Origin of the sequence: Mycetocola sp. BIGb0189, from assembly GCF_024810155.1 — a bacterium.
In the GTDB taxonomy this organism is placed as follows: domain Bacteria; phylum Actinomycetota; class Actinomycetes; order Actinomycetales; family Microbacteriaceae; genus Mycetocola; species Mycetocola lacteus.
Genome location: NZ_JANUED010000001.1, coordinates 455330 through 475567, shown reverse-complemented (window position 1 = coordinate 475567; position 20238 = coordinate 455330). Strand labels below are relative to the sequence as shown.

18 protein-coding genes are annotated in these 20238 nt (G+C 64.0%); 7 read left to right on the top strand and 11 right to left on the bottom strand.

The annotated features are described in order from the left end of the window. Positions 1–41: 41 nt before the first annotated feature. Both M2390_RS02115 and M2390_RS02110 read right to left on the bottom strand, forming a co-directional pair. Positions 42–1712: an ABC transporter substrate-binding protein gene (locus M2390_RS02115; protein WP_259176684.1), complete on the bottom strand. Its 1671-nt coding sequence runs from the start codon at positions 1710–1712 to the stop codon at positions 42–44. Positions 1713–1923: 211 nt separating this feature from the next. After that, positions 1924–3585 (bottom strand): ABC transporter substrate-binding protein, encoded by a 1662-nt coding sequence (locus tag M2390_RS02110; protein WP_259176683.1) that lies wholly within the window; start codon positions 3583–3585, stop codon positions 1924–1926. 271 nt (positions 3586–3856) lie between these two features. Here M2390_RS02110 and M2390_RS02105 point away from each other — a divergent pair, with 271 nt between their 5' ends. The 4 genes from M2390_RS02105 (at position 3857) to M2390_RS02090 (ending at position 8267) form a co-directional block, all read left to right on the top strand. After that, entirely contained in the window at positions 3857–4894 is a 1038-nt protein-coding gene (locus M2390_RS02105) for a zinc-dependent alcohol dehydrogenase family protein (protein WP_259176682.1), read from the top strand. Between the two features lie 250 nt (positions 4895–5144). Beyond that, positions 5145–6206, top strand: a complete 1062-nt coding sequence (locus tag M2390_RS02100; protein ID WP_259176679.1) for an iron chelate uptake ABC transporter family permease subunit — start codon at positions 5145–5147, stop codon at positions 6204–6206. A gap of 59 nt (positions 6207–6265) precedes the next feature. Then, entirely contained in the window at positions 6266–7255 is a 990-nt protein-coding gene (locus M2390_RS02095; protein ID WP_259176676.1) for an iron chelate uptake ABC transporter family permease subunit, read from the top strand. Positions 7256–7295: 40 nt separating this feature from the next. After that, a complete protein-coding gene (locus M2390_RS02090; protein ID WP_259176673.1) occupies positions 7296–8267 on the top strand; it encodes an ABC transporter substrate-binding protein in 972 nt (323 codons plus the stop codon). Positions 8268–8327: 60 nt separating this feature from the next. On the opposite strand, the gene M2390_RS02085 is transcribed toward M2390_RS02090, so the two are convergent. From M2390_RS02085 to M2390_RS02065, 5 genes are all read right to left on the bottom strand, one after another. Further along, complete coding sequence (locus M2390_RS02085; protein WP_396822382.1) at positions 8328–9653, bottom strand: DUF4041 domain-containing protein; 1326 nt, start codon at positions 9651–9653, stop codon at positions 8328–8330. Continuing rightward, positions 9653–11002: a hypothetical protein gene (locus M2390_RS02080; protein WP_259176671.1), complete on the bottom strand. Its 1350-nt coding sequence runs from the start codon at positions 11000–11002 to the stop codon at positions 9653–9655. Before M2390_RS02080 ends, M2390_RS02085 begins: the two co-directional genes overlap by 1 nt. Before the next feature lie 48 nt (positions 11003–11050). Continuing rightward, the gene (locus M2390_RS02075; RefSeq protein ID WP_259176670.1) at positions 11051–11848 is read right to left on the bottom strand and encodes a hypothetical protein; all 798 of its coding nucleotides are present in this window, start codon (positions 11846–11848) and stop codon (positions 11051–11053) included. Continuing rightward, positions 11848–12819, bottom strand: a complete 972-nt coding sequence (locus M2390_RS02070) for a hypothetical protein (RefSeq protein WP_259176669.1) — start codon at positions 12817–12819, stop codon at positions 11848–11850. The genes M2390_RS02075 and M2390_RS02070 overlap by 1 nt, the downstream gene beginning before the upstream one ends. Before the next feature lie 83 nt (positions 12820–12902). Next, positions 12903–14117 carry a beta-ketoacyl synthase gene (locus M2390_RS02065; RefSeq protein ID WP_259176668.1) on the bottom strand — a complete coding sequence of 405 codons (1215 nt, stop codon included), beginning with the start codon at positions 14115–14117 and terminating at the stop codon, positions 12903–12905. Between the two features lie 69 nt (positions 14118–14186). On the opposite strand from M2390_RS02065, the gene M2390_RS02060 reads away from it, so the two are divergent. Continuing rightward, positions 14187–14774: a TetR/AcrR family transcriptional regulator C-terminal domain-containing protein gene (locus tag M2390_RS02060; RefSeq protein ID WP_259176666.1), complete on the top strand. Its 588-nt coding sequence runs from the start codon at positions 14187–14189 to the stop codon at positions 14772–14774. A 108-nt stretch (positions 14775–14882) separates the two neighbouring features. Here the strand turns inward: M2390_RS02060 and M2390_RS02055 are convergent, their stop codons facing one another. After that, positions 14883–15656 (bottom strand): SDR family NAD(P)-dependent oxidoreductase, encoded by a 774-nt coding sequence (locus M2390_RS02055; protein WP_259176665.1) that lies wholly within the window; start codon positions 15654–15656, stop codon positions 14883–14885. 2 nt (positions 15657–15658) lie between these two features. Then, positions 15659–16498, bottom strand: coding sequence for an SDR family NAD(P)-dependent oxidoreductase (locus M2390_RS02050; RefSeq protein ID WP_259176663.1), 840 nt, complete (start codon positions 16496–16498; stop codon positions 15659–15661). 104 nt (positions 16499–16602) lie between these two features. Here M2390_RS02050 and M2390_RS02045 point away from each other — a divergent pair, with 104 nt between their 5' ends. Continuing rightward, positions 16603–17139 carry a TetR/AcrR family transcriptional regulator gene (locus M2390_RS02045; protein ID WP_259176660.1) on the top strand — a complete coding sequence of 179 codons (537 nt, stop codon included), beginning with the start codon at positions 16603–16605 and terminating at the stop codon, positions 17137–17139. 113 nt (positions 17140–17252) lie between these two features. After that, on the top strand, positions 17253–18191 hold the full coding sequence (locus M2390_RS02040) for a ketopantoate reductase family protein (protein ID WP_259176659.1): 939 nt from the start codon (positions 17253–17255) through the stop codon (positions 18189–18191). Here the strand turns inward: M2390_RS02040 and M2390_RS02035 are convergent. Together M2390_RS02035 and M2390_RS02030 are read right to left on the bottom strand one after the other, a co-directional pair. Beyond that, positions 18188–19429, bottom strand: a complete 1242-nt coding sequence (locus M2390_RS02035; RefSeq protein ID WP_259176658.1) for a Fic family protein — start codon at positions 19427–19429, stop codon at positions 18188–18190. The genes M2390_RS02040 and M2390_RS02035 overlap by 4 nt on opposite strands. Before the next feature lie 57 nt (positions 19430–19486). After that, entirely contained in the window at positions 19487–20179 is a 693-nt protein-coding gene (locus M2390_RS02030; RefSeq protein WP_259176657.1) for an alkylmercury lyase family protein, read from the bottom strand. Between the last annotated feature and the right edge of the window lie 59 nt (positions 20180–20238).

Here is a 20238-nt window from a genome sequence, read left to right as displayed (position 1 = left end):
ACCCCCCTTTACTTGTGTGGTGATGGCCATGGGACCCATTCCTACTTCGCGGGCTTCAGGTGAGTGAGAACGATAGCCGAGGCGGTGGACAGGTAGGGCAGCGGTGCCGCGTACAGGTCCTTCTCACTCGGCCATCCGGTGTAGTCCTTGGTGTTGAAGAACGCCTGGCTGGCGTTCAGCACCACGGGGATATAGGGCAGATCGCGGGCGATCTCGGTCTGGATCTTGGCGTAGGCCTCCTTCTTAATGGCCTCGTCCTCGGTGGCGGCGGCCACCTTCACCTCGGCATCCACGATCGGGTTGCTGTAGCGGGCGTAGTTGACACCCTTAACCGGCTGCTCCCCCACCTTGGCGGTGGCCGGGGTCGAGAAGTAACGGTCGTAGGTCGAGTACGGGTCCGCCACCAGCGACTGGGTCACGCCGTAGAGTGCCATCTGGAAGTTACCGTTGGCCAGCGGGGTCCAGTATTCGGCCTCGGAGACGGTGCGGTTGTTGATGCGGATGCCGGCCTTGGCTGCCTGCTCGCTGATCAGCTTGGCCGCGTCGTTGTAGTCGGTCCAGCCATCCGGGGAGAACAGGTCGATCTCGAAGGCCTTGCCGTCCTTCCCGTAGAATCCGTCGGATCCCTTGGTGTAACCGGCGGCCTCGAGAATACCGTCGGCCTCGGCGATGTTGGGCTCCTGCGGGCTCTTGGCGAGGTCCGGGTTGGAGAGCCACTTCTCATCGCGCGGCAGCAGCGCGAACGAGGGCGAGGCGATACCGGAGAGTCCGGCGAACGCCTTGTCACCGATCGCGGTGCGGTCGATGGCCAGGTTGATCGCCTGGCGCACGGCCGGATCGGTCTGTGCACCGGTGCAGCCCAGCTCCACCGACGAGCAGGTGAGCATCGTGGTGGGGTCCTGCTGCTGGTTGAGGGTCGAGATGCGACCGTCCTTGGTGATCGCGTCGGGGTTGGCGATGAACTGACCCACCCAGTCGATCTTGCCGGTCTTCAGCAGGTCCTCGGAGGACTGGTTGGAGTCGATACCGATAACCTGCACGGTCTTGACCGCCGGGGCACCGTCACGGTACTCGGGGTTTGCTTCGACCGTGTAGGCCGCGTCGCTGAAGGACTTCAGCACGTAGGGTCCCGAGCCCACGGGCTTGGGGTTGGTCTCGGTGGTGTAGTCCTTGATGTCCTTCCAAATGTGCTCCGGAATGATCCAGGTGGAACCCAGGATCAGCGAGGCGGCGGTGAACTTGGGGACCGAGTAGGTGAGGACAACGGTGGTGTCATCGGTGGCTTCTACCGAAACCATCTCGGGGTCCTTGTTGGGACCGTAGCCGAAGGTGAAGGCGACGTCCTTGGCGGTGAGGGCTGTTCCATCGGACCACTTCTGATCGGCTTTGATCTTGATCGTCAGGACGGTGCCATCTTCGCTGTACTCGTACTTGTCGCCGATCAGGCCGGTGGCCGGGTCTGCGGAGAGCTGGTTGAAGAAAAACAGGGGCTCGTAAATCGGGCCGAACGTGAAGTGGGCGGCGGTGTCCACGGAGAACGGGTTGAAGTTGTTGTTGATGGGGGTCATCGATCCCGACCAGACCCGCAGTGGTCGGTCGGATCCGCCGGATCCGCCCTCTCCGTTGCTGGCGCACCCGGTCAGGGTGAGTGCGAGTGCTGCCGCACCGGCGGCGAACATCATGCCTAGTCGTTTGCGTCGACTCGTGGCCATAGTAAAACCTCTTCTCATGAGCGTTAGAGCTGGATGGTGAAAGGTGTTGCTCGACAGCATCCTTGCTGTCTGTTCTCAGGAGATTATAGGAAAAGAGGTTTCTAGTAAAGCACTTTCTTGTTTATTTCTGGTCACGATTATGTTTCCAATCCGTCCCCATGTGTTCACCGTGTTACAGGGTGGCCCCGCACACGCGGTGCGGGGCCACCCGCTACTTCGCCGGGCTCAGGTGCGAGAGCACCACACCCGAGGCCGTGGCCAGATAGGGCAACGGAGCCGCGTAGAGGTTGGATTCCCCGGGCCAGCCGCTGAAATCCCGGGTGTTGAAAAAAGACATGCTCGCGTTCAGAACCACCGGAATATAGGGCAGGTCACGCGCAATCTCGGTCTGGATTCGGGCATACGCGGCCTTCTTGACCCCCTCATCCTCGGTGGCCCCGGCCTCCGCCACCGCGGCGTCCACGATGGGGTTGCTGTAACGCGCGAGGTTCAGGCCCGTGGCCGGCGGCTGACCGACCGGTGCCGTGGAGGCGGTGGCGAAGAAGCGCTCGTAGTTCGAATACGGGTCGGCAACCAGCGACTGCGGGGCACCGTACAGTGCCATCTGGAAGTTTCCGTTGGTGGTCGGGGTCCAATACTCGGCGAGGGACACCGTGCGATTCTTGATCCGAATTCCCGCGGAGGCCGCCTGCTCACTGATCAGCTTGGCCGCGTCGTTATAGTCGGTCCAGCCATCCGGGGAGAACAGCTCGATCTCGATCGTCTTCCCGTCCTTGGCAAACAACCCATCGGCACCCCGGACATAGCCGGCGGCCTCCAGAATGGTTCCGGCCTCGGCCGCGTTGGCCTTCTGCGGGCTGGCTTCAAGCTTCGGGTCCGTCACCCACTTCTTGTCTCGCGGCAGCAGGGCAAACGAGGGCGACACCACGCCCGACTGACCGGCAAATGCCTTGGAGCCGATGGCCCCGCGGTCGATGGCTACGTTGATGGCCTGGCGTACGGCCGGATCGGTTTGCGGTCCGGTACATCCCAGCGCGGTCGAGGAGCAGGTCAGCAGGACCGTCGGATCCTGCTGCTGGTTGAGGGTGGAGATGGTCCCGCCCGAGGTGATCGAATCGGGGTTAGCGATGAACTGCCCGGCCCAGTCGATCTTGCCCGTCTTCAACAGGTCCTCGGAGGACTGGTTGGAATCGATCGCGATATTCTGCACGGTCTTGACCGCGGGTGCCCCGTCACGGAAGTTCGGGTTGGCCTCGACGGTATACGACGCATCGGTCGCGTTCTTCAGCACATAGGGTCCCGACCCGATCGGTTTCTGATTCGTCTCGGTGGCGAAGTCGGTGATGCTCGACCAGATCCGCTCGGGGATGATCCAGGTTGCCCCGAGAATCTGAGACGCCGCGGTGAACTTCGGGACCGTATAGGTGAGGGCCACGGTGACGTCATCGGTGGCCACCGCGGACACCAGATCGTCCGCCTTATTCGAGCCATATCCAAACGAGAACGCAACGTCCTGCGCGGTGAGCGGGGTTCCGTCGGACCACTTCTGATTGGGCTTGATGGCCACCGTGAGAACGGTCCCGTCGGCGCTGAACTCATACGAGTCCCCGATCAGTCCGGTGGGTTTTTCATCGGCGAGCTGGTTGAAGAAAAACAGGGGTTCGTAGATCACCCCGTAGGTAAAGTGGGCGGCCGTGCCCGGCGCAAACGGGTTGAAATTGTTGGCAATCGGGGAGGTCGCACCCGACCACACGCGAAGCGGGCGTTCGGCCCCTTCCTTTCCGCCGCCGTCGGCGCACCCGGTCATGATCAGTGCGGCCGCGGCCAGTCCGGCCACCAGGGCTGCGAACTTCCTTCTGCGTCGTAACGACATGGACGATCCCTCTTCTCTCGAGCATCATTGCTGGATGGGGCGACGAGTTTCGCGTCACGACCCTGCGGGCGACACTATAAAAATCCCGATTTGCGGTATAGCTGGGCGGTGTTATCCGACCCGGTTCTCCCCCGGGGTTCCGGGAAAATCTCGCCCAAATTGGGGCACATCCGGTTGCGGACATTGAGGACAAACTTCGTGTTTGCTCGGGTTCGCGGTCTAATGGAAGACGTGCCTCCCGCGAGGAGACCGCGATAAAAAAGGAGCAATCTTGCGCGCAACGATTATTCACGGAGCCGGCGATGTCCGAATCGAAACCGTTCCCGACCCCGTCATCCTCGAACCCACCGACGCGATTGTCCGTATCGTCCGCGCCTGCATCTGCGGTTCGGACCTGCACCCGTTCCATAACAAGCCCGCGGGGAGTGACCCGCGCGCGATCGGCCACGAATTCATCGGCGTGGTTGAGGACACCGGTTCGGCCGTGCGCACGGTATCCCGCGGCGACTTCGTCATCGCCCCGTTTGTCTGGTCGGACGGCACCTGCGAATTCTGCCGCGAGGGCCTGTTCACCTCGTGCCTGCACGGCGGTGACTGGGGTGATGAGAACGTGGGTGGTGGCCAGGGCGAGGCCACCCGGGTCCCCCAGGCCGATGGCACCCTGATCCCGGTTCCCGGCATCACCGAGGACTCCGAACTTCTGCCCTCGCTGCTCACCCTGTCCGATGTGTACGGCACCGGCTACCACGCGGCCATCACCGCGGGCGTGCGCCCGGGCGAGACCGTTGTGGTCATCGGTGATGGCGCGGTCGGACTGCTCGCGGTCCTCTCGGCCAAGCAGCTGGGCGCCGAGAAGATCATCCTGATGGGACGCCACGAGGCCCGCACCAACCTGGGCCGCGAGTTCGGAGCCACCGACGTGGTGTCCGCGCGCGGCGAGGAGGGCATCGCCCAGGTGCGCGAGCTTTCCGGCGGTCACGGCGCGCACCGCGTGCTGGAGGCCGTGGGATTCCTGCCCGCGTACGAGCAGGCGCTCGGGGTGGTCCGTCCCGGCGGCGCGATCAGCCGCGTGGGGGTGCCCCAGTACGTCGAGGCACCCGCGGGCCGCGTGCTGTTCCGGCCCAACGTCACGCTGACCGGTGGTGTCGCGCCGGTCCGCAAGTACATCAATACGTTGCTGCCCCTGGTGTTGGATGGCACCGTCAACCCGGGTCGCGTCTTTGACATGACCGTCTCGATTGAGGACGTTCCTTCGGGTTACGTGGCGATGGACGAGCGCCGAGCGCTCAAGGTCCTGGTCAAGCCGTAGATTACTTCGCCCCTGCTCGGTCGGTTATCCGCACCGGGCAGGGGCGTTTTGCACCCTCGGGGCCCCTCGGACGCGGCATCCGCTCGGTGGAATATCGCGGATCCGCCAGCTCGCGGCGGATCAACAACACACATTGGCTCTCGACACTCTTGTCACGGTGAGAGCGGGGAAATATCGTTGAATCAGCAAGGCAAGGCTAGCCTTAGCCACTTCGTGTGCTTCGGCATCCTCACCACGCAGAAAGCTGTTTGTGTTGTTCGACTCTCCCGCTCGTTCGGCGACCCCCGCATCCGCGCCGACCGCGCGTACCCGCGGCCGCCTGGGCCGACGTCTCGGCTGGCTGATCCTGATCGCCTGCGTGCTGGTGCTGCTGTGCGCGGCGAGTATCGCGGTGGGCGCCAAACCGGTCCCCCTCTCCCATATTGTGCCGGCGCTGATCGATCCGGACCGTTTCGATGACGGCGCGATCATCACCGGGCTGCGTGTTCCGCGCACCGTGCTCGGTCTGCTGGCCGGGGCTGCCCTCGGAGTCGCCGGCGGCGTGATCCAGGCCTTCACCCGCAACCCTCTGGCGGACCCGGGCATTCTCGGGGTGAATGCCGGGGCCGCGCTGGCCGTGACGGTCGGTGTCGCCTATTTCGGAATGAGCGCGATCGGAGAGTACCTCTGGCTCGCCCTAATCGGCGCGATAATCGCGACCGTGGTGGTGTGGATGATCGGCGCCAGCACCCGCGAGGGTGCCACCGCGCTGCGGATGACCCTCGCGGGGGTGGGCGTGGCCGCGGTCCTCGGCGGCATCTCCTCGTCAATCCAGCTGAACCATCCCTCCACATTCCAGAAGATGGCCGGCTGGGGTTCGGGCAGTCTGCTCGCCCAGCCGCTCTCGGCGGCGGCGGTCGTGGGACCGGTCATCCTGGTGGGTATCGTGCTGGCGATCATCGCATCCCGTGGGCTCAACGCCCTCGCCCTCGGAGACGATGTGGCCACCGCGCTCGGCACACGGGCAACCCTGACCCGTACCCTGGCCATCCTCGCTGTCACCCTGCTGGCGGGCTCCGCAACCGCACTGGTGGGACCCATCGCCTTTGTGGGGCTCATGATTCCGCACGTCGCCCGGGCCATCGTGGGGCCCGCCCAGGGCTGGATTCTCGCGTACTCGGTGGTGCTCGGCCCCTGCCTCCTCCTCACCGCAGATGTCGCCGGACGCGTTCTCATGCAGCCGGCCGAGCTGCCGGTCGGCCTGGTGACCGCGTTTGTGGGGGCGCCCGCCCTCATTCTGCTGGCACGGCGCGCCCGAATGGCCGCACTGTGAGCCGGATCGGGGCACCGCGCCCACCCGTGCACGTGGTCTGGCGCACCCGAGGACTCTCGATGCGGGTCCCGCGACGCACGCTGATCGCGATCGCCGGGCTCCTGCTGGCCGCCATCGCGGTGGGCGTTTATTCGCTGGCCACCGGAGACTACGTCCTGAGCATCGGACAGGTCGCCGGCGCACTGTTTGGGCACGTACACGGGATCGAATCCACGATCGTGCTGGAGTGGCGCCTCCCCCGCGTTCTCACCGCACTGCTCTTCGGGACGGCGCTGGGACTTGCCGGCGCGATCTTCCAATCCCTCACCCGCAATCCGCTGGGCAGCCCGGACATCATCGGGTTCGATACCGGTGCCTATACCGGCGCGCTGATCGTGATGCTGGTCCTGAATCTCCCCGGTGGGGTCACCACCGCCGCGGGCGCGGTCATCGGCGGGCTGCTAACCGCCGCCGCCGTGTACGTACTGGCGTATCGCAACGGGATGGTGGGATTTCGGCTGATCGTGGTGGGCATCGGCGTCACCGCGATGCTGACCTCGGTGAATACCTGGCTGATCCTGCACGCCGATACCCAGCAGGCAGTGAACGCCGGCTTCTGGGGCGCGGGATCGCTGGATAAATCCGGGATGGATCAGCTGAGCATCGCGATCATCCCGCTGCTGGTGCTGTTTCTCGCGGCAGTCCTAATCACTCCGGCACTCGGCCTACTGGAACTCGGCGATGATGCGGGTGCTCAGCTCGGTGTCGCGGTGGAACGCACGCGGCTGCTGGCGATCATCATTGGTGTCGGGTTGAGCGCCCTGGTGACCTCCTTTTCCGGTCCGATCGCGTTTGTGGCCCTGGCGGCCCCGCAGATTGCCCGTCGCCTCGCCGGTGCCGCCGGCATCGCGTTTCTACCCTCCGCCCTGACCGGCGCGGTTCTCCTCCTCAGCGCCGATGCGATCGCCCAGCACGCCCTCCCCGACCCGGTCCCGGTCGGACTGGTGACCGTGATTCTCGGCGGCGGCTACTTCCTGTGGCTGCTGGTGACCGAGGGCCGTCGCCGCTGATCCCAAGATTTTTATCCCCCTACCCCTGATCGAAGGACCCATGAACACACAGTTCCGATTCCAAAAAACGCTGCTCGCGCTCGGCGCTGCGGCTCTCGCCCTCGCTCTCGCCGCCTGCAGCACCAGCGCCCCCGGCGGCGAGGACGCCTCGGCATCCGCCGCCACCCGCACGGTGAGTACCGCCAATGGCTCGGTGAAGATTCCCGCACATCCGAAACGGATCGTCTCGATCCACTCGTTCAGCACCGAATCGCTGCTGGACTTTGGCGTGACCCCGGTGGGCGTGGAAGACACCGGCGCCGAGTATGTTCCCCAGCGCTACCTCAAGCGCTGGGAGCCGATCGAGAAGGTGGTTCAGGGCGGCAAGGTCAACCTGGAAAAGATCGCCGCGCTCAAGCCCGACCTGATTATTGGCGTGGACGTGCCCTACCTGCGCGATGTGTATCCCAAGCTTGAGGCGATCGCCCCGACCGTGTTTGCGCCCTTTGACGAGAAAAGCACCTGGGCCACCTATCCCGCCTACACCGCCGACTACATCAACGCCGAGCCCAAGCTGACCGAGCTCAAAAAGCGCTACGACGACCGCATTGCCGAGGTCGCCAAGAAGTATGCGGACCAGCTGGCAAAAACCACGTGGGACATCATCCAGGGTGGCTTTGACGACGGCAACTACTGGATCTACTCGGACAAAACCCAGGTGGGCACCGTGCTGAGCGCCCTCGGCGCAAAATTCGCCTCGGCCACCGCGGGGACCCCGGCCGGCCAGAATCAGTCGGTGTCGTATGAGCGCACCGACCTACTGAGTGACGCCGATGCGATCGTGTACTACGAAAACAACGACGGCACCCCGGCCAATAACATCGCCAAGCTGTTTGCCCTCCCGGGCTACCAGGAGCTGCCGGCAGTCAAGGCGGGACTGAGCATCGGCACCCCGGACTTCCTCTCGGGTTCCTACTCCGACTCGCTGGGCATCATCGACTCGATCGAGGCAGCGCTGAAGAAGATCAAGTAGCACGGGTTGCCAAGCGAATTGCCCCGATTCCGCCGCTGCGGAACCGGGGCAATTCTACGATCAGTGGCGTCTGGGTTCCGGCCATGCTTTCACGGATTGCTGGTATTCGGTGGCGTCCACATCCTCGACGAATTCAAGAATGTTACCCACCTTTCCCAACAGAACCTCTCGAACTTCAGCCGGTCGCGCGAAAAAAAACTCCTTGCGGCTATTGGCCTGGTTGAGTGCACGATGAGCGAAGTGCTTATGCAGATCATTTTCTAGAGTCACAGCGTTCTCGGAGAAGAAAAGAGCATGCACGTCAAAACGGAATGGTACCGATGCTCCGCTCAGCTCGGCAATACGGTCCAACGGGTCAAGACGACGAGTCAAACCAATCTTTACAACGCCCTCACCAAACGCACCGACATTGGAAATCACATAGATATATCCCGCGCGAATATTTGCCGCCCGGAAGTCGTTTTGCTCGATTGCCTGATCCACCGTGGCAAGACGGGCTTCGAGTTCGGGGTCGTCTTCTCCCTGAGCACGCAGGACGCTAAGCGCATTAACGAGGTGTGAGCGCTCCTTATCGAGCCGCGCTCGCTCGTCTTCCAGTTCCTTCTGGACTCGACGTTCCTCGCGAAGACGCGCACGCTCTTCGCGCGCCTCTTCACGTTCGACCTGCTTTTTAATAAGCCAGTCTGAGGTCAACTCGATTTCCTCTAGCCGCAACTCGTGGAAGGGCTCACTGATTTTCATCTCCATCAGCGAACCGAGACGTGCGATTGCAGTTCTGGAGCTTTCCAGCCGCCGCTTCGCCGTATGCGCATTGCCCGCTTTCAGCGATCGAATCGCGTTGTCCGCCTCGGCGTTGTATGCACGGAGCATCAGCTTCGCCAGGTCATTCGAAAGCTTCTTCCCCTGTACTAGCGAGTTGTTAAACGTGAAGAGCTCCGAGCGCTCAATCGCGGCTCCCCCGCGCACAAGTTCGGCAATCCGGGTCTCGATATCTCGCAGTCGCTCCTGGTAGGCGGCCGCAGACTCTAGGGGATGGTGGTACCGGTAGATTCCGGCATCTTGAAGCACTCGCGCATCATCAAGTTCAACCATGGCTTCACCCCCCAGACCGGGCACAAGCTGTGAGCGCAGCATCGCAATCTCGGCTTCCAGGCGAGACACATAGGCATCGCTCTTAGTCGGATCTTGACGGCTGGCTTCGGCCGGAGCATCCATTTCAAGTTCCGGGCTGGTGTCCTGCTGCTCTTCCGAGCGAGAAATCCAGAGCTGCCATCCTGCGGGAGGTGCGGGCCAGTGGGGTTCCGGCGTCCATCCGGCGGGCGGAGTCCAACCGGCCGGAGGTGCGGGCCACCCGGGCGGAGGATTAAAAACCGGGGTGGACCCCATTAGCCTCGCCTCACCCCTCCGGAACTAATTTCCACCAGTCCATTGGGATTCTTTGATACGACGGCACCGAGGTGATCCAGCGTCGCCGCGGGCACGATCTCGCTGAGATCGATTTCTTCAAAGACTGCTCGCTCTGCCGCTACTGCGGCAAATAACACTGTCTGAGGTCGCCCCGTAGCGGGGTTGACTGCATTGGCACCTAGCTCCAGCGAAATGCTCCGAATGAGACCTCGACGGTCCGCTTCAAATACCTCGTGAAGTGTCCGCAGCGTTACAGACTGAACGAGGGAGAGGTAGCGCTCCTTCGTGTCTTTCTGGGAGAGCGCCGTTGCGGTGATCTCATCGTTAGCTTTCACGTATCGGTAGTGCTTGACCGACAGCACCTCGGTTGGGGCCGGAATGAGCACGGTCAGCTTCAGCTCGGCCGTTTCGGGAACAAATTCGGCTTCGTGAGACACCGGAAATGATTCCGGATACACGGAGCTTGCAAGAACAATCCCGACATACTCCTGAACGGCATCTACCGTCCCGTAGCTCAGCCCCGTAATCAACTCGTCAAGTGCAGCATTTTTTGAGGCTACGGCTTCATCGCGCGCTCGACACTCCTGTTCGTAGCGCGCGGTCTCTTTCCCCAGCGCTAGGAGCCGCTCGCGTTCAAGCTTCGAGTGCTCAGCATCGCGCTCTTTTTGACGATCTGGAATCTGAGCAATACTTCGTTTCCAGGCTGACAGTTCTTCCTCAAACCGTGAGTCGGCAGCCGCGTTTGCCTCCTCCCACTTCTTTTTCCGCCCAAACAGCCCCGTCGGTTTCTCTGCCTCAGCCCGCACTGGCGCAGGGGGCTCTTCGATGGGCTCGGGCCGCAGGATTGGGAGTTTGAGCTGCGGATACGCAAATGGAGGATGTTCAGCACGCACTCTGAAACGTTCCAAATCGACATAATCGTCAATGTCCAGCGTTGCCTGCAGCAACCCATCCAACTCTTGGTAGTACTCGACCAGCGTGGCGTTGCGCGACTCCGCTTCGCCGTTCATCGCAGCCGTGCGTGCAGCCACGGCCTCCCGCTGAAGGCGCTTACGTTCGGCCTCGGTGGCCCGCACGGCGGCCGCGGCGGCCTTTTCAGCACGCTCGGCCTCTCGCACGATGGCTTTCTGAGCTTGTTCGGCCCGCCGCGCGCGAGCGTCTCGCTCGCGCTGAGCGGCTCGCTGCCGCTGCTCTGCCAGTTTGTTTTGATGCTGAATTTCCGCGAAAAATCCGCGCCGTCGCGCCACAATTACTCCCAATTTGTTGAATTTCCCCGAGCCTATACGAATGAATGTGGCCGCCTCATGAGACGCGACTGGTTCAGCCATGACGGCGCACCCCCAGTTCGGGTCTACGCAATTAGATGCTCGGCTGGGCTAGTCTTCTTCGGGTATCGTTGCGGCGCTCGACGGTGAGGGTGCAGCGACTCGAGACCTGATGAGCGCTTCGAACAGTGCGCCGGGGATGCCAGCCCCCTCAAGACGTCTGCGCCATCCAGCGGATCCGACCAGGCCGTAGAGGATTTGCTGCACGTCTCCGCGACGACCGAGGACACCGGGGATACTGAGCCTCCACCCACCGATTTCATCATCGGCGTATACGTTTGCAATGTTCAGCAGCGTGAACAGGTCCTGGATATCTTTGAGCTCGCTTCGCAAAACCAGGGCATTCGCTTTGAGGAAAACGGCTTGCTCCACCGTGGGCACCCTCACCACGGTAGTCTCGGTGGTTCCGTCACGCATGAGGACGCGGACGGTCAGCATGACGTGCACAACTGCGGGATCAAGTAGCAATCCAGGCACCGCGTCAAAGGCTCTTTCTCCTAGGAATTCGGTGGCAAAGTGGCCGCGCTGTGAGGGCACAAGCAGGTCGATGACACGGTCACCGCAAACGTAACGATTTCCCGCCACAGCCTGGTAGCCCAAGGTTAAGAGCCGCCGATGCACCTCGTTACCGGCAGCGATCTCGGTACTCACTGCCACATCGGCGTCAACGGTACGGCGGGCAATTCCGCTGTCGGTGGGGAACGCCAAATGCAACAGACGCACCATATGCCCGCCGATCACACGGGACGCAGAGAGGCCGTCTAACGCGAGCGCCGCGTCATGGAGGGCACGATACGATGCATCATCCGCCGCAGACGTGCACACATCCTGCACGGCGGCGGAGAGCATCAGCGCCCCACGTCAGTGTTGTTCAGAGTAACCGATCGCAGGTGACCCAGCGCTTCGGCCAGGTCCGATCCCCGTCCTCGCCGAAGCTCGGCGGCCAAAACCATCGGGTCTGCCACCGGCCCATGATCGAACAGCGCCGCGGTCAGCCAGATGGTCGGATCCTCGGGCAAAACAAATGTCAGCGATGCCTCTTCCGGGGATGCCGGGGAAAACCCGAGGTCAATCAGGTTCACGGCAGACCGCCCATAAACGACGCCGTGCGTGGGAATGTGCCACGGTGCCACGGCGTCCGCACCCACATCCCCGGAAACCAGTGCAGCCCGGGAGCCGCCCGTGGTGGCATCGAGAAGTCGACGCGCTTGCTCACCCACCGGGTCAAGCGAAAACCAGGAGGTGCGCGTCCCACCCGGACCCGGGTACTCCGTAACGAAACGATCCCACAGGGACGGCGGATGCGTGGCCTGCCATCCGCCACCACCGCGCACCACGTCATCACCCAGCGCACGCAACGCATTCGACACGGCCCCCTGAGAAATCCCCGTGTGGCGGGCAATCTCACGCTGGCTCTGAGGAACCCGGGTCATCAGGAGTACCCGCATCACGGCCCACCTGCCCCACGGTGGTCGACCGCGCCCCCGAACGGCATCGGGGCCGATACTTGACACGACTTCAAGATCGGGACTCAGGACCACACCGTCTCGCTCACCCACCAGAATGACTCGAGGTTCACGGGCCGCAAGGACGCGCGCATTCGGGGTGATCCTCGGCACCACATAGAGCAACACGGCATCTTCTGCCCCGGCTCGATCACGCTCAATCCGGGCGGGAGACGGTGTTCCGACAACTCGATGGACTCGCGCTGCGTGAACCCGATTGTCATACACCAGCGCGACAGTCACCGGAGAGATTGCATGCGTGGTGTAGCCGGCCGCATACAGCGCGGTCAGCGCTCGAGCAGTCAGTTTCTCCATCACGCATCCCCAATATTAGATAAAACGATCAATTCCAGATTAGCTAATATTCCGGAGTTCCTGAAGGGGAAAATACTCGACCTCTAGGGCCGCGTGAATATCAGTGAGACGTTTTGGCCGCCGAAGCCGAAGGAGTTGCTGAGGACGGCGGGCTGGGGCAGGTCGCGGCGTGTGGTGACAACGTCGAGGCCGATGTCCGGGTCCACGGTTTCGGGGGTGAGGTTACGGGTGGGCGGGATCACTCCGTCGCGGATCGCGAGAACACTCAGCAGGGCTTCGATCGCCCCGGCACCACCAAACAGGTGCCCGATTGCGCCCTTCGGGGCGGTCACCGCCATGTCCGAGCCGAACACCGAGGCGATCGCACGCGCCTCGGCGACATCGCCCACCGGGGTGCCCGTGGCGTGGGCGTTGACGTGGGTGATGGCCGCCGGATCCAGGTCTGCCTGTCCGAGGGCTCGGCGCATCGCCTGGATCTGACCGCGACCATCCGGGGCCGGGGCGGTCATATGGTGAGCATCCGAGGCGATCCCCGCCCCCGCAAGAACCGCGTACACCCGCGCACCACGTGCCGCAGCGTGCGCCGCGCTCTCCAGGATCAGGACCGCCGCGCCCTCGCCAATCACAAACCCGTTGCGGTCGGTAGCAAACGGACGCGAGGCATCCGCAGCGTCTCCGGTGGGCTTCGCCAGGGCGCGCGCCTGGGTGAACCCGGCAACGGTGATCGGGGTGATCGCGGCCTCGGTTCCACCCACGATCACCACATCAGCCTCCCCCGCACGGATCAGTCGGGCACCCAGCGCGATCGCCTCCGCACCCGAGGAACATGCGGACACCGGGGTGTAGACACCCGCCTGCGCCCCGTATTCGATACTCACCACGGCGGCCGCCGCATTGGGCATCAGCATCGGGACCGTGCGCGGAGATACCCGGCGCACCCCCGACGCGGCCAGCACGTCGTGTTCGTGCAGCAGGGACTCGACCCCGCCGATTCCGGTCCCGATCGCCACGGCCAACCGTTCGGGGTCCGGGTCCACCAGTCCCGCATCCGCCCAGGCCTCGGCGGCGGCCACCGCGGCCGACTGCTGAGAACGATCCAGACGCTTCGCCTGCACCGGTGTCAGACGCGCGGCCGGATCGGTCGCCAGGGTACCCGCCACAAGCCCCTCCACGATGTGATCGGCCGCACGAATACCGGACTTCCCGGCCAGCAGCGCCTCCCAGGTTTCGGCCACGCCGGTACCCAGCGGGGTGATCGCTCCCAGACCGGTCACAACCACAACATCTAATTCGCGCATGAGGGCACCTCTCTCAACTTTTGTACGTCATACAATTCAGTGTTAATTTGTATCACATACAATTGAGTCGTGAGTACACAGCAGAAGAACTCCCAGGCCGGCACCCGTGCAGTCTCGACCCGGCACCGATTGATCGAGGCGACCGCCGTGCTCTGCCTCGAACGCGGCGGCGGGGATATCAGCGTGGCCGAGATCGCCGCCGGTGCGGGCGTCTTCCCCAACCAGGTCACGTACCACTTCGGATCCAAGGATTCACTGCTTGTCCACGCGGCGTTTTACGCCCTGCTGCACGACTCCGAACGGCTCTCGCGGGTTGGCGACTCGGCCGGAGACGCGGCGGCAATCCGTCGCAAAATCGCCCGCACCACCCTGGCACTCCCCGCGCTCCCCGCGGTCTCCCGCGCCCTGGCCGCCGGCATCGCCAAACCCGAGCTGGCACCCACCGTGGACACCCACCTCGACCTGCTGTTTCGCCGCTCCGAGCGCTACCTGGAACGCCTCCTTCGCCGTAACGGCTGGAGCATCGAGCGCCCGGTTGGTATCGAGGTGCGCACGTTTTGGAGCACGGCACTCGGCGCGGTCCTCCTCGCCCAGGCGGGTGTGAGCGGGTCGGGATCCGACCTCGATCTGGCCGGTGTGCTCACCTTCCACGAGTAGCGACAACCCCGGTACGCACACACCCCGATTCGGCCGCGAGTAGCGGCAGCCCGGAACACACGCACCCCGCCTCCGCGCGGCGGAAACGGGGTGCGTAGGCGGTGGGACCTAGCTCAGTCGCAGGCCACCGTCGAGGCGAATGGACTCACCGTTGAGGTAGGTGTTCTCCACGATGTGAGCGGCCAGCGCGGCAAACTCATCCGGACGACCCACACGCTGCGGATTGGGGATGCCCTGGGAAATCGCGGCCAGCACCTCCCCACTCACGCCGAGCATCGGGGTATCAAACCCGCCGGCGATGACCGTGTTGACGCGGATTCCCCGACCGGCGAGATCGCGCGCGGCGGGCAGGGTCAGACCGATGATGCCGGCCTTGGTTCCCGCATAGCCGGTCATCGTGGCCGATCCCTCCACACCCGCGGCGGAGGAGGTGTTCACGATCACACCACGCTCACCCTCGGCGTTCGGGGTGTTTGCCAGCATCGCCTCGGCCACCACGGACATCACGGTAAAGGTACCCAGCAGGTTGGTATCGATCATCTGGGTCAGCAGCGAACGATAGTTGTCCTGGCGGATGGTGGCCCGACCGTCGGCATCCACCAGCGGCACGGTGTTGTTTACTCCGGCGGTGTTGACGTTGGCGTCGATCGACCCATAGGTTTCCAGGGTCAGCGCCACCGCGGCCTCTACCGAGGCCAGGTCGGCAATGTCCAGCTCGACTCCGATGGCACTGGGCAGCCCGGCGGCGATCTCGCGGGCGGTATCCCCGCGACGCCCACCCACCACGACATTCGCTCCGCGCTCGGCAAAATACCGAGCGGTGGCCAGGCCGAGACCCGAGGTGGCACCGGCAACAAAAACCGTTGAGCCCTGAAGGCGCATGGCTACTCCCCCGATCCGGTGTTTCTGTGAGCGGCGAGGGCCACGTGGTCCCACGCCTCCCAGGTGGCAATGCGCTGGGCATACACGTCCTTCACAAACGGCAGCAGGTTGCCCAGCATGAGGCGCAGCGGCGGTTCCTCGGCATCCACCAGCGCCAGAATCGCGTCGGCACTGGCCGCCGGATCGCCCAGATCACCCTCGCCGAGGGACGCCGCGAGTTCCTCGCGCAGCGCGTCATACTCACTCATGGTCGGGGCCGACCCGATCGAGTTGGCGCTCAGGAACTCGGTGGCGTAGCCGCTGGGCTCCACGATGCTCACGCGGATTCCAAACTGGGCAACCTCGGCGGCCAGCGCCTCGGAGATGCCCTCAACCGCAAACTTGGCACCCTCGTAGATTCCGGCGGTGGGCACCGCGACAATGCCGGCGACGCTGGAGAGGTTGATGATGTGACCGGATCCCTGAGCGCGCAGCAGCGGGAGCGCCGCCTGAATGACCGAGAGGGTTCCAAAGACGTTGGTCTCAAAGTTAGCTCGGGTGCTGGCCTCATCCACCTCTTCGATGGCGCCCATCTGACCGAAACCCGCATTGTTAACGATGACGTCGAGGCGACCGAAGTGATCGTGCGCGGCCTTGACCGCGGCGAATACGGCCGCACGGTCGGTGACATCCAATTGCAGGGCCAGGGCGGTATCGGGGAAGCGCTCCACCAGATCGGCCGCCTGGGCGGGATTGCGCAGGGTCAGGGCGACACGATCGCCACGCTCGAGCGCCGCCTGGGCCCAGATCCGGCCGAACCCGCGTCCGGCACCGGTAATGAACCACGTTTTGTTGCTGGTCATGCTGACCACCCTTTCGTTGATGTGTTGTCAACTTTACACTTAACGTAAATATGTAAAGCGTCGAATGGGTAAAAAATTCCCCGCCGACTGGATACCCTGGAGACATGGACCCGAAAGAACCGCGCCGCACGCAGATCCTGCGCGACGCAACCGCGCTGTTTTCTCGCTACGGATACACCCGGACAACCCTCGCCGATGTGGCCCGACACAACGGAATCTCCCGCCCCACCCTCTACGCGGAGTTTGCCGATAAGGACGCACTCTTTAGCGCGGTCATCGAAACCCTGGCCGACGAACTGTTTGCCCGCCTCGACTCCGAACTCGCGACGATCACCACCCCGCGGGACCGCCTCCTGCACGCATGCCTGAGCTGGGTCGGTTCGGGCTACGATCTGATCCAGGAAAACCCCGAGGCGGCCGACCTGTTTAATCCAAAATTCACCGCCGTCACCACGAGCAATGCGCGGTTTGAGCGCTATCTCGAGGGGCTCCTCCCCGATCGAAACTCCCCCACGCGCCTGACCGAGATGATTACCCTGAGCCTGCAGGGCATCAAGCGCTTCGCGGTGAACCGCCCGCACCTCGACGCCCTGGTCGAGACGCTTGTCGACACCGTGGATGCCGCCGCCCGGGCGCGCTAACCCGCGAGTCTCGACGGGGCACTCACAGAATCGAGCCCTAGGCTTTCGCTAGGCAAGACGGATGTGCCATCCCGTGCGTATCACGCACCGCACCCGAGCGATTGGAGAACACCATGACCAACTCCCCCGCACGCATCCTGATCGTGGGTGCCGGTGCCACCGGCGGCTACTTTGGCACACGGCTGCTCCAGGCCGGACGGAGCGTCGACTTCTTGCTGCGCGCGGAACGCGCGGAACGGGTACGCCAGCACGGGCTGCGCGTCTCGGCCTTGGACGGAGACCTGGTTTCCCACCCCACCGTTCTCACGCAAGACTCCCTTGACCCCTCCACTCCCTACGACCTCATCCTGCTCGGCGTGCGCGCCGACGCCCTGGACGCCGCCCTCGAGGATCTCGCCCCGGCAGTGGGGCCGGATACCGCGATCATCCCCTTCCTCAACGGCACCCGACACCTCGATATTCTGCGGAAGCGCTTCCCCGACGCACACGTGTTTGGCGGGGTGGCCAAGGTGTCGACGTCACTGGATGAGGCGGGAACCATCGTGCAGGTTACCCCGGGCGCGGCGATTGATTTTGGCTCACTGACGGCGGATGAGAACATCGTCACCCCCATCCATGAGCTCCTGGACGTCCCGGGGATCACCGTGCGGACCCGCGAAGATATCGTGCAGGACATGTGGGATAAGTGGGTGTTTATCGTCTCTCTCACCTCGATCACCGTGCTCATGGGCGCGCCGATTGGCGCGGTTTCCGGCACGCGAGATGGGGCGGCATTTGCCCGCGCGGTGGTCGACGAAGCCGCCGCCGTCAGCGCGGCCGCCGGACACCCGGTATCCGATGATGCTCTTGCGAGCCTGATCGCCACGGCCACCGACCCCGCCTCCCCAATGACAACCTCGGTGTATCGCAGTATGCGCGCCGGGGTGCACTCGGAGGTGGAGGCGATGCTGGGCACGTTCCTTGACACCGCCCGCGAGCTGCACGTGGACACTCCGCGGATCGACCTGGCGACCCTGCGCCTGCGCGTCCACGAACACGTCATCGCCTCCTAGCGCGGGTACGCCGTCCCGCTGGCGGACAGCGCGGCGTAGATCCGAGCCTCCAAATCGTTGAGTTCATCGATGACGTCGGCAACAACCCAGATGCGCTCACCGCGGCGCCCACCCACCTCGCGCAGGATTCCCGCCCGCTCCAGGGCCTCAACCACCGCGTCACGCGTGTCCGCACCCACGCCGGTAAGAGCCTCAAGATCGGGCAACGTCAGGGTCGTCTGATCGCACACGTAGTCGCAGATCCGCCCACCGGGGGTATCTGGTCGCGCATCAATCACCCCGCGCCAGCGCGCAGGGAGCGCGGCGAGCCGGCTAAAGGTCTCTCCGGCTTCATCCGCGGCGACGGTGATCGCCGCCACGATGATGTGCGTCAGCGGATCCGTCTCGCCCCGCCGATACGCGGTCAGCGCGTCAAAATACCCGGAGCGCAGTGCTCCCAAACCGCTGGCCACGGGCAGGGTTGCGTGAAGCGTCACCCCGCGGCGCTGCAGGAGAGCCCCGATCAGGGCGCGTCCGATGCGGCCGTTTCCGTCGGTGAAGGGGTGGATCGACTCAAACTGTGCGTGCGCGATTGCCACCTGGGCAAGCACGGGCACATCATCCCGGTTAACAAAACGGATGAGGTCATCCATGAGCTCGGGGACACGATCGGGCGGCGGGGGAACATAGACCGCATCGCGCGGGCTGAAGTCACTCCCACCCAACCAGTTCTGCTCGGCACGAAATCTGCCCGCCCAGGCCCGATCCCCTAGGTCGGCATCCCTTCGCATCAGGGCCGCATGGGCGTCGATGATGTCGGCGAGCGCGATCCGTCCCGAGCGTCCGGCACGCAACAGCAGCGTGTGAATCGCCTCCATAGCTGCCACCACACTGAGCGCCTCGGTGCTTGCGTTTTGCCCCGCCATTGCTCGAGCCAGCGACTCGGTACTCGGGGCAATCCGTTCGATCTTGGATGATGCCACCGATTCACAGCGCACCATGAAACGCCCCAGGGCCGCGGACCGACCACGGCTGCGCGCATCCGAGCGTGCCGCGGCCACCAACGCTCGCTCGCCGGCGAGCACGGTTTCGGGTGCCGGAATCACCGTGCGCTCGGCAATGAGCGGCGGCACGTGCGCGATCACCTCGGAGAACACCCGGTCTGCCCGTGTGCCCCCGCGCTGGCGCTGCCGCCACGGGCGCACCACCGTCTCATGCGCGGGCCAGGCCGTGGTTGTGGTACTTTTCTGCGATTTCATCGTTTCCCCCTGTGCGGCAACGCTACGGCCGAGGGGAACGAGAGTCGAGTGAATGGACTAGGGGTTCGCTGTGAGTGCGGGAGTACCCCAGAACGGGCCGGTCAGTCCAACGCTCGCGAAGTACTCGGCGGCAACCAGGGGCTCCCGGCGGACATACCCGGCATCGAGGCGACCGGCGTACCACTGAGACGACAGGTTCCACAGGGTTCGCAGGTCAAAAATCGCCCCAACCTCGTGACCACTCCTGCGCGCCCAGTCCTCGACGCAGGAGACGGAACAGAAGATGCGCTGGTTAGCGCAGGCATGGATCACATCGTCCCAGACCCGTCCCATCGGCATTAAAAAGTGGACAACCTGGTCCCCCTCGGGGGCCGCATCGCGGGTGACCGTCCAGGCATGGGCGGCAGCGCAGTTCGGACAGGTGGTGGACACCAGGACCGCGGGCTCCTCGGGCACCAGGTGCGGAATTGCAAACGAGTCCCAGGCACAGCCACCCCACCACAGCACCCGCTCCCCCATCACCGAGAACCCGAAGTTTCGGGTGGCGAATGGGTGCGCCAGCACGATCTCACCCTCCGCTGACACGGCGATGTGGCGGTCCACGATCAGTGCGTTGAAGGCCGCATCGGCCTCCTCGGGACTGATGTTCAAACGTTCGGCCACCGAGTCCGGCGTGCTGGTGAGTCCGGTCCGGGCGAAGTGCCGGTAGATCGAAAGGCGGACGCGTTCGGTGGTGCCGATGTCGCTCATGGGGGTTCTCTTCCGTTTCGTTCACAATTAGATTGATATCCCCCTAATTCTGTTAGGCT

Bases quoted from the DNA above. Each gene is read 5' to 3' on its own strand.
- M2390_RS02115 (WP_259176684.1), bottom strand. From the start codon at position 1,712: ATGGCCACGAGTCGACGCAAACGACTAGGCATGATGTTCGCCGCCGGT.
- M2390_RS02110 (WP_259176683.1), bottom strand. From the start codon at position 3,585: ATGTCGTTACGACGCAGAAGGAAGTTCGCAGCCCTGGTGGCCGGACTG.
- M2390_RS02095 (WP_259176676.1), top strand. From the start codon at position 6,266: ATGCGGGTCCCGCGACGCACGCTGATCGCGATCGCCGGGCTCCTGCTG.
- M2390_RS02090 (WP_259176673.1), top strand. From the start codon at position 7,296: ATGAACACACAGTTCCGATTCCAAAAAACGCTGCTCGCGCTCGGCGCT.
- M2390_RS02085 (WP_396822382.1), bottom strand. From the start codon at position 9,653: ATGGGGTCCACCCCGGTTTTTAATCCTCCGCCCGGGTGGCCCGCACCT.
- M2390_RS02080 (WP_259176671.1), bottom strand. From the start codon at position 11,002: ATGGCTGAACCAGTCGCGTCTCATGAGGCGGCCACATTCATTCGTATA.
- M2390_RS02075 (WP_259176670.1), bottom strand. From the start codon at position 11,848: ATGCTCTCCGCCGCCGTGCAGGATGTGTGCACGTCTGCGGCGGATGAT.
- M2390_RS02070 (WP_259176669.1), bottom strand. From the start codon at position 12,819: ATGGAGAAACTGACTGCTCGAGCGCTGACCGCGCTGTATGCGGCCGGC.
- M2390_RS02065 (WP_259176668.1), bottom strand. From the start codon at position 14,117: ATGCGCGAATTAGATGTTGTGGTTGTGACCGGTCTGGGAGCGATCACC.
- M2390_RS02055 (WP_259176665.1), bottom strand. From the start codon at position 15,656: ATGCGCCTTCAGGGCTCAACGGTTTTTGTTGCCGGTGCCACCTCGGGT.
- M2390_RS02050 (WP_259176663.1), bottom strand. From the start codon at position 16,498: ATGACCAGCAACAAAACGTGGTTCATTACCGGTGCCGGACGCGGGTTC.
- M2390_RS02045 (WP_259176660.1), top strand. From the start codon at position 16,603: ATGGACCCGAAAGAACCGCGCCGCACGCAGATCCTGCGCGACGCAACC.
- M2390_RS02040 (WP_259176659.1), top strand. From the start codon at position 17,253: ATGACCAACTCCCCCGCACGCATCCTGATCGTGGGTGCCGGTGCCACC.
- M2390_RS02035 (WP_259176658.1), bottom strand. From the start codon at position 19,429: ATGAAATCGCAGAAAAGTACCACAACCACGGCCTGGCCCGCGCATGAG.
- M2390_RS02030 (WP_259176657.1), bottom strand. From the start codon at position 20,179: ATGAGCGACATCGGCACCACCGAACGCGTCCGCCTTTCGATCTACCGG.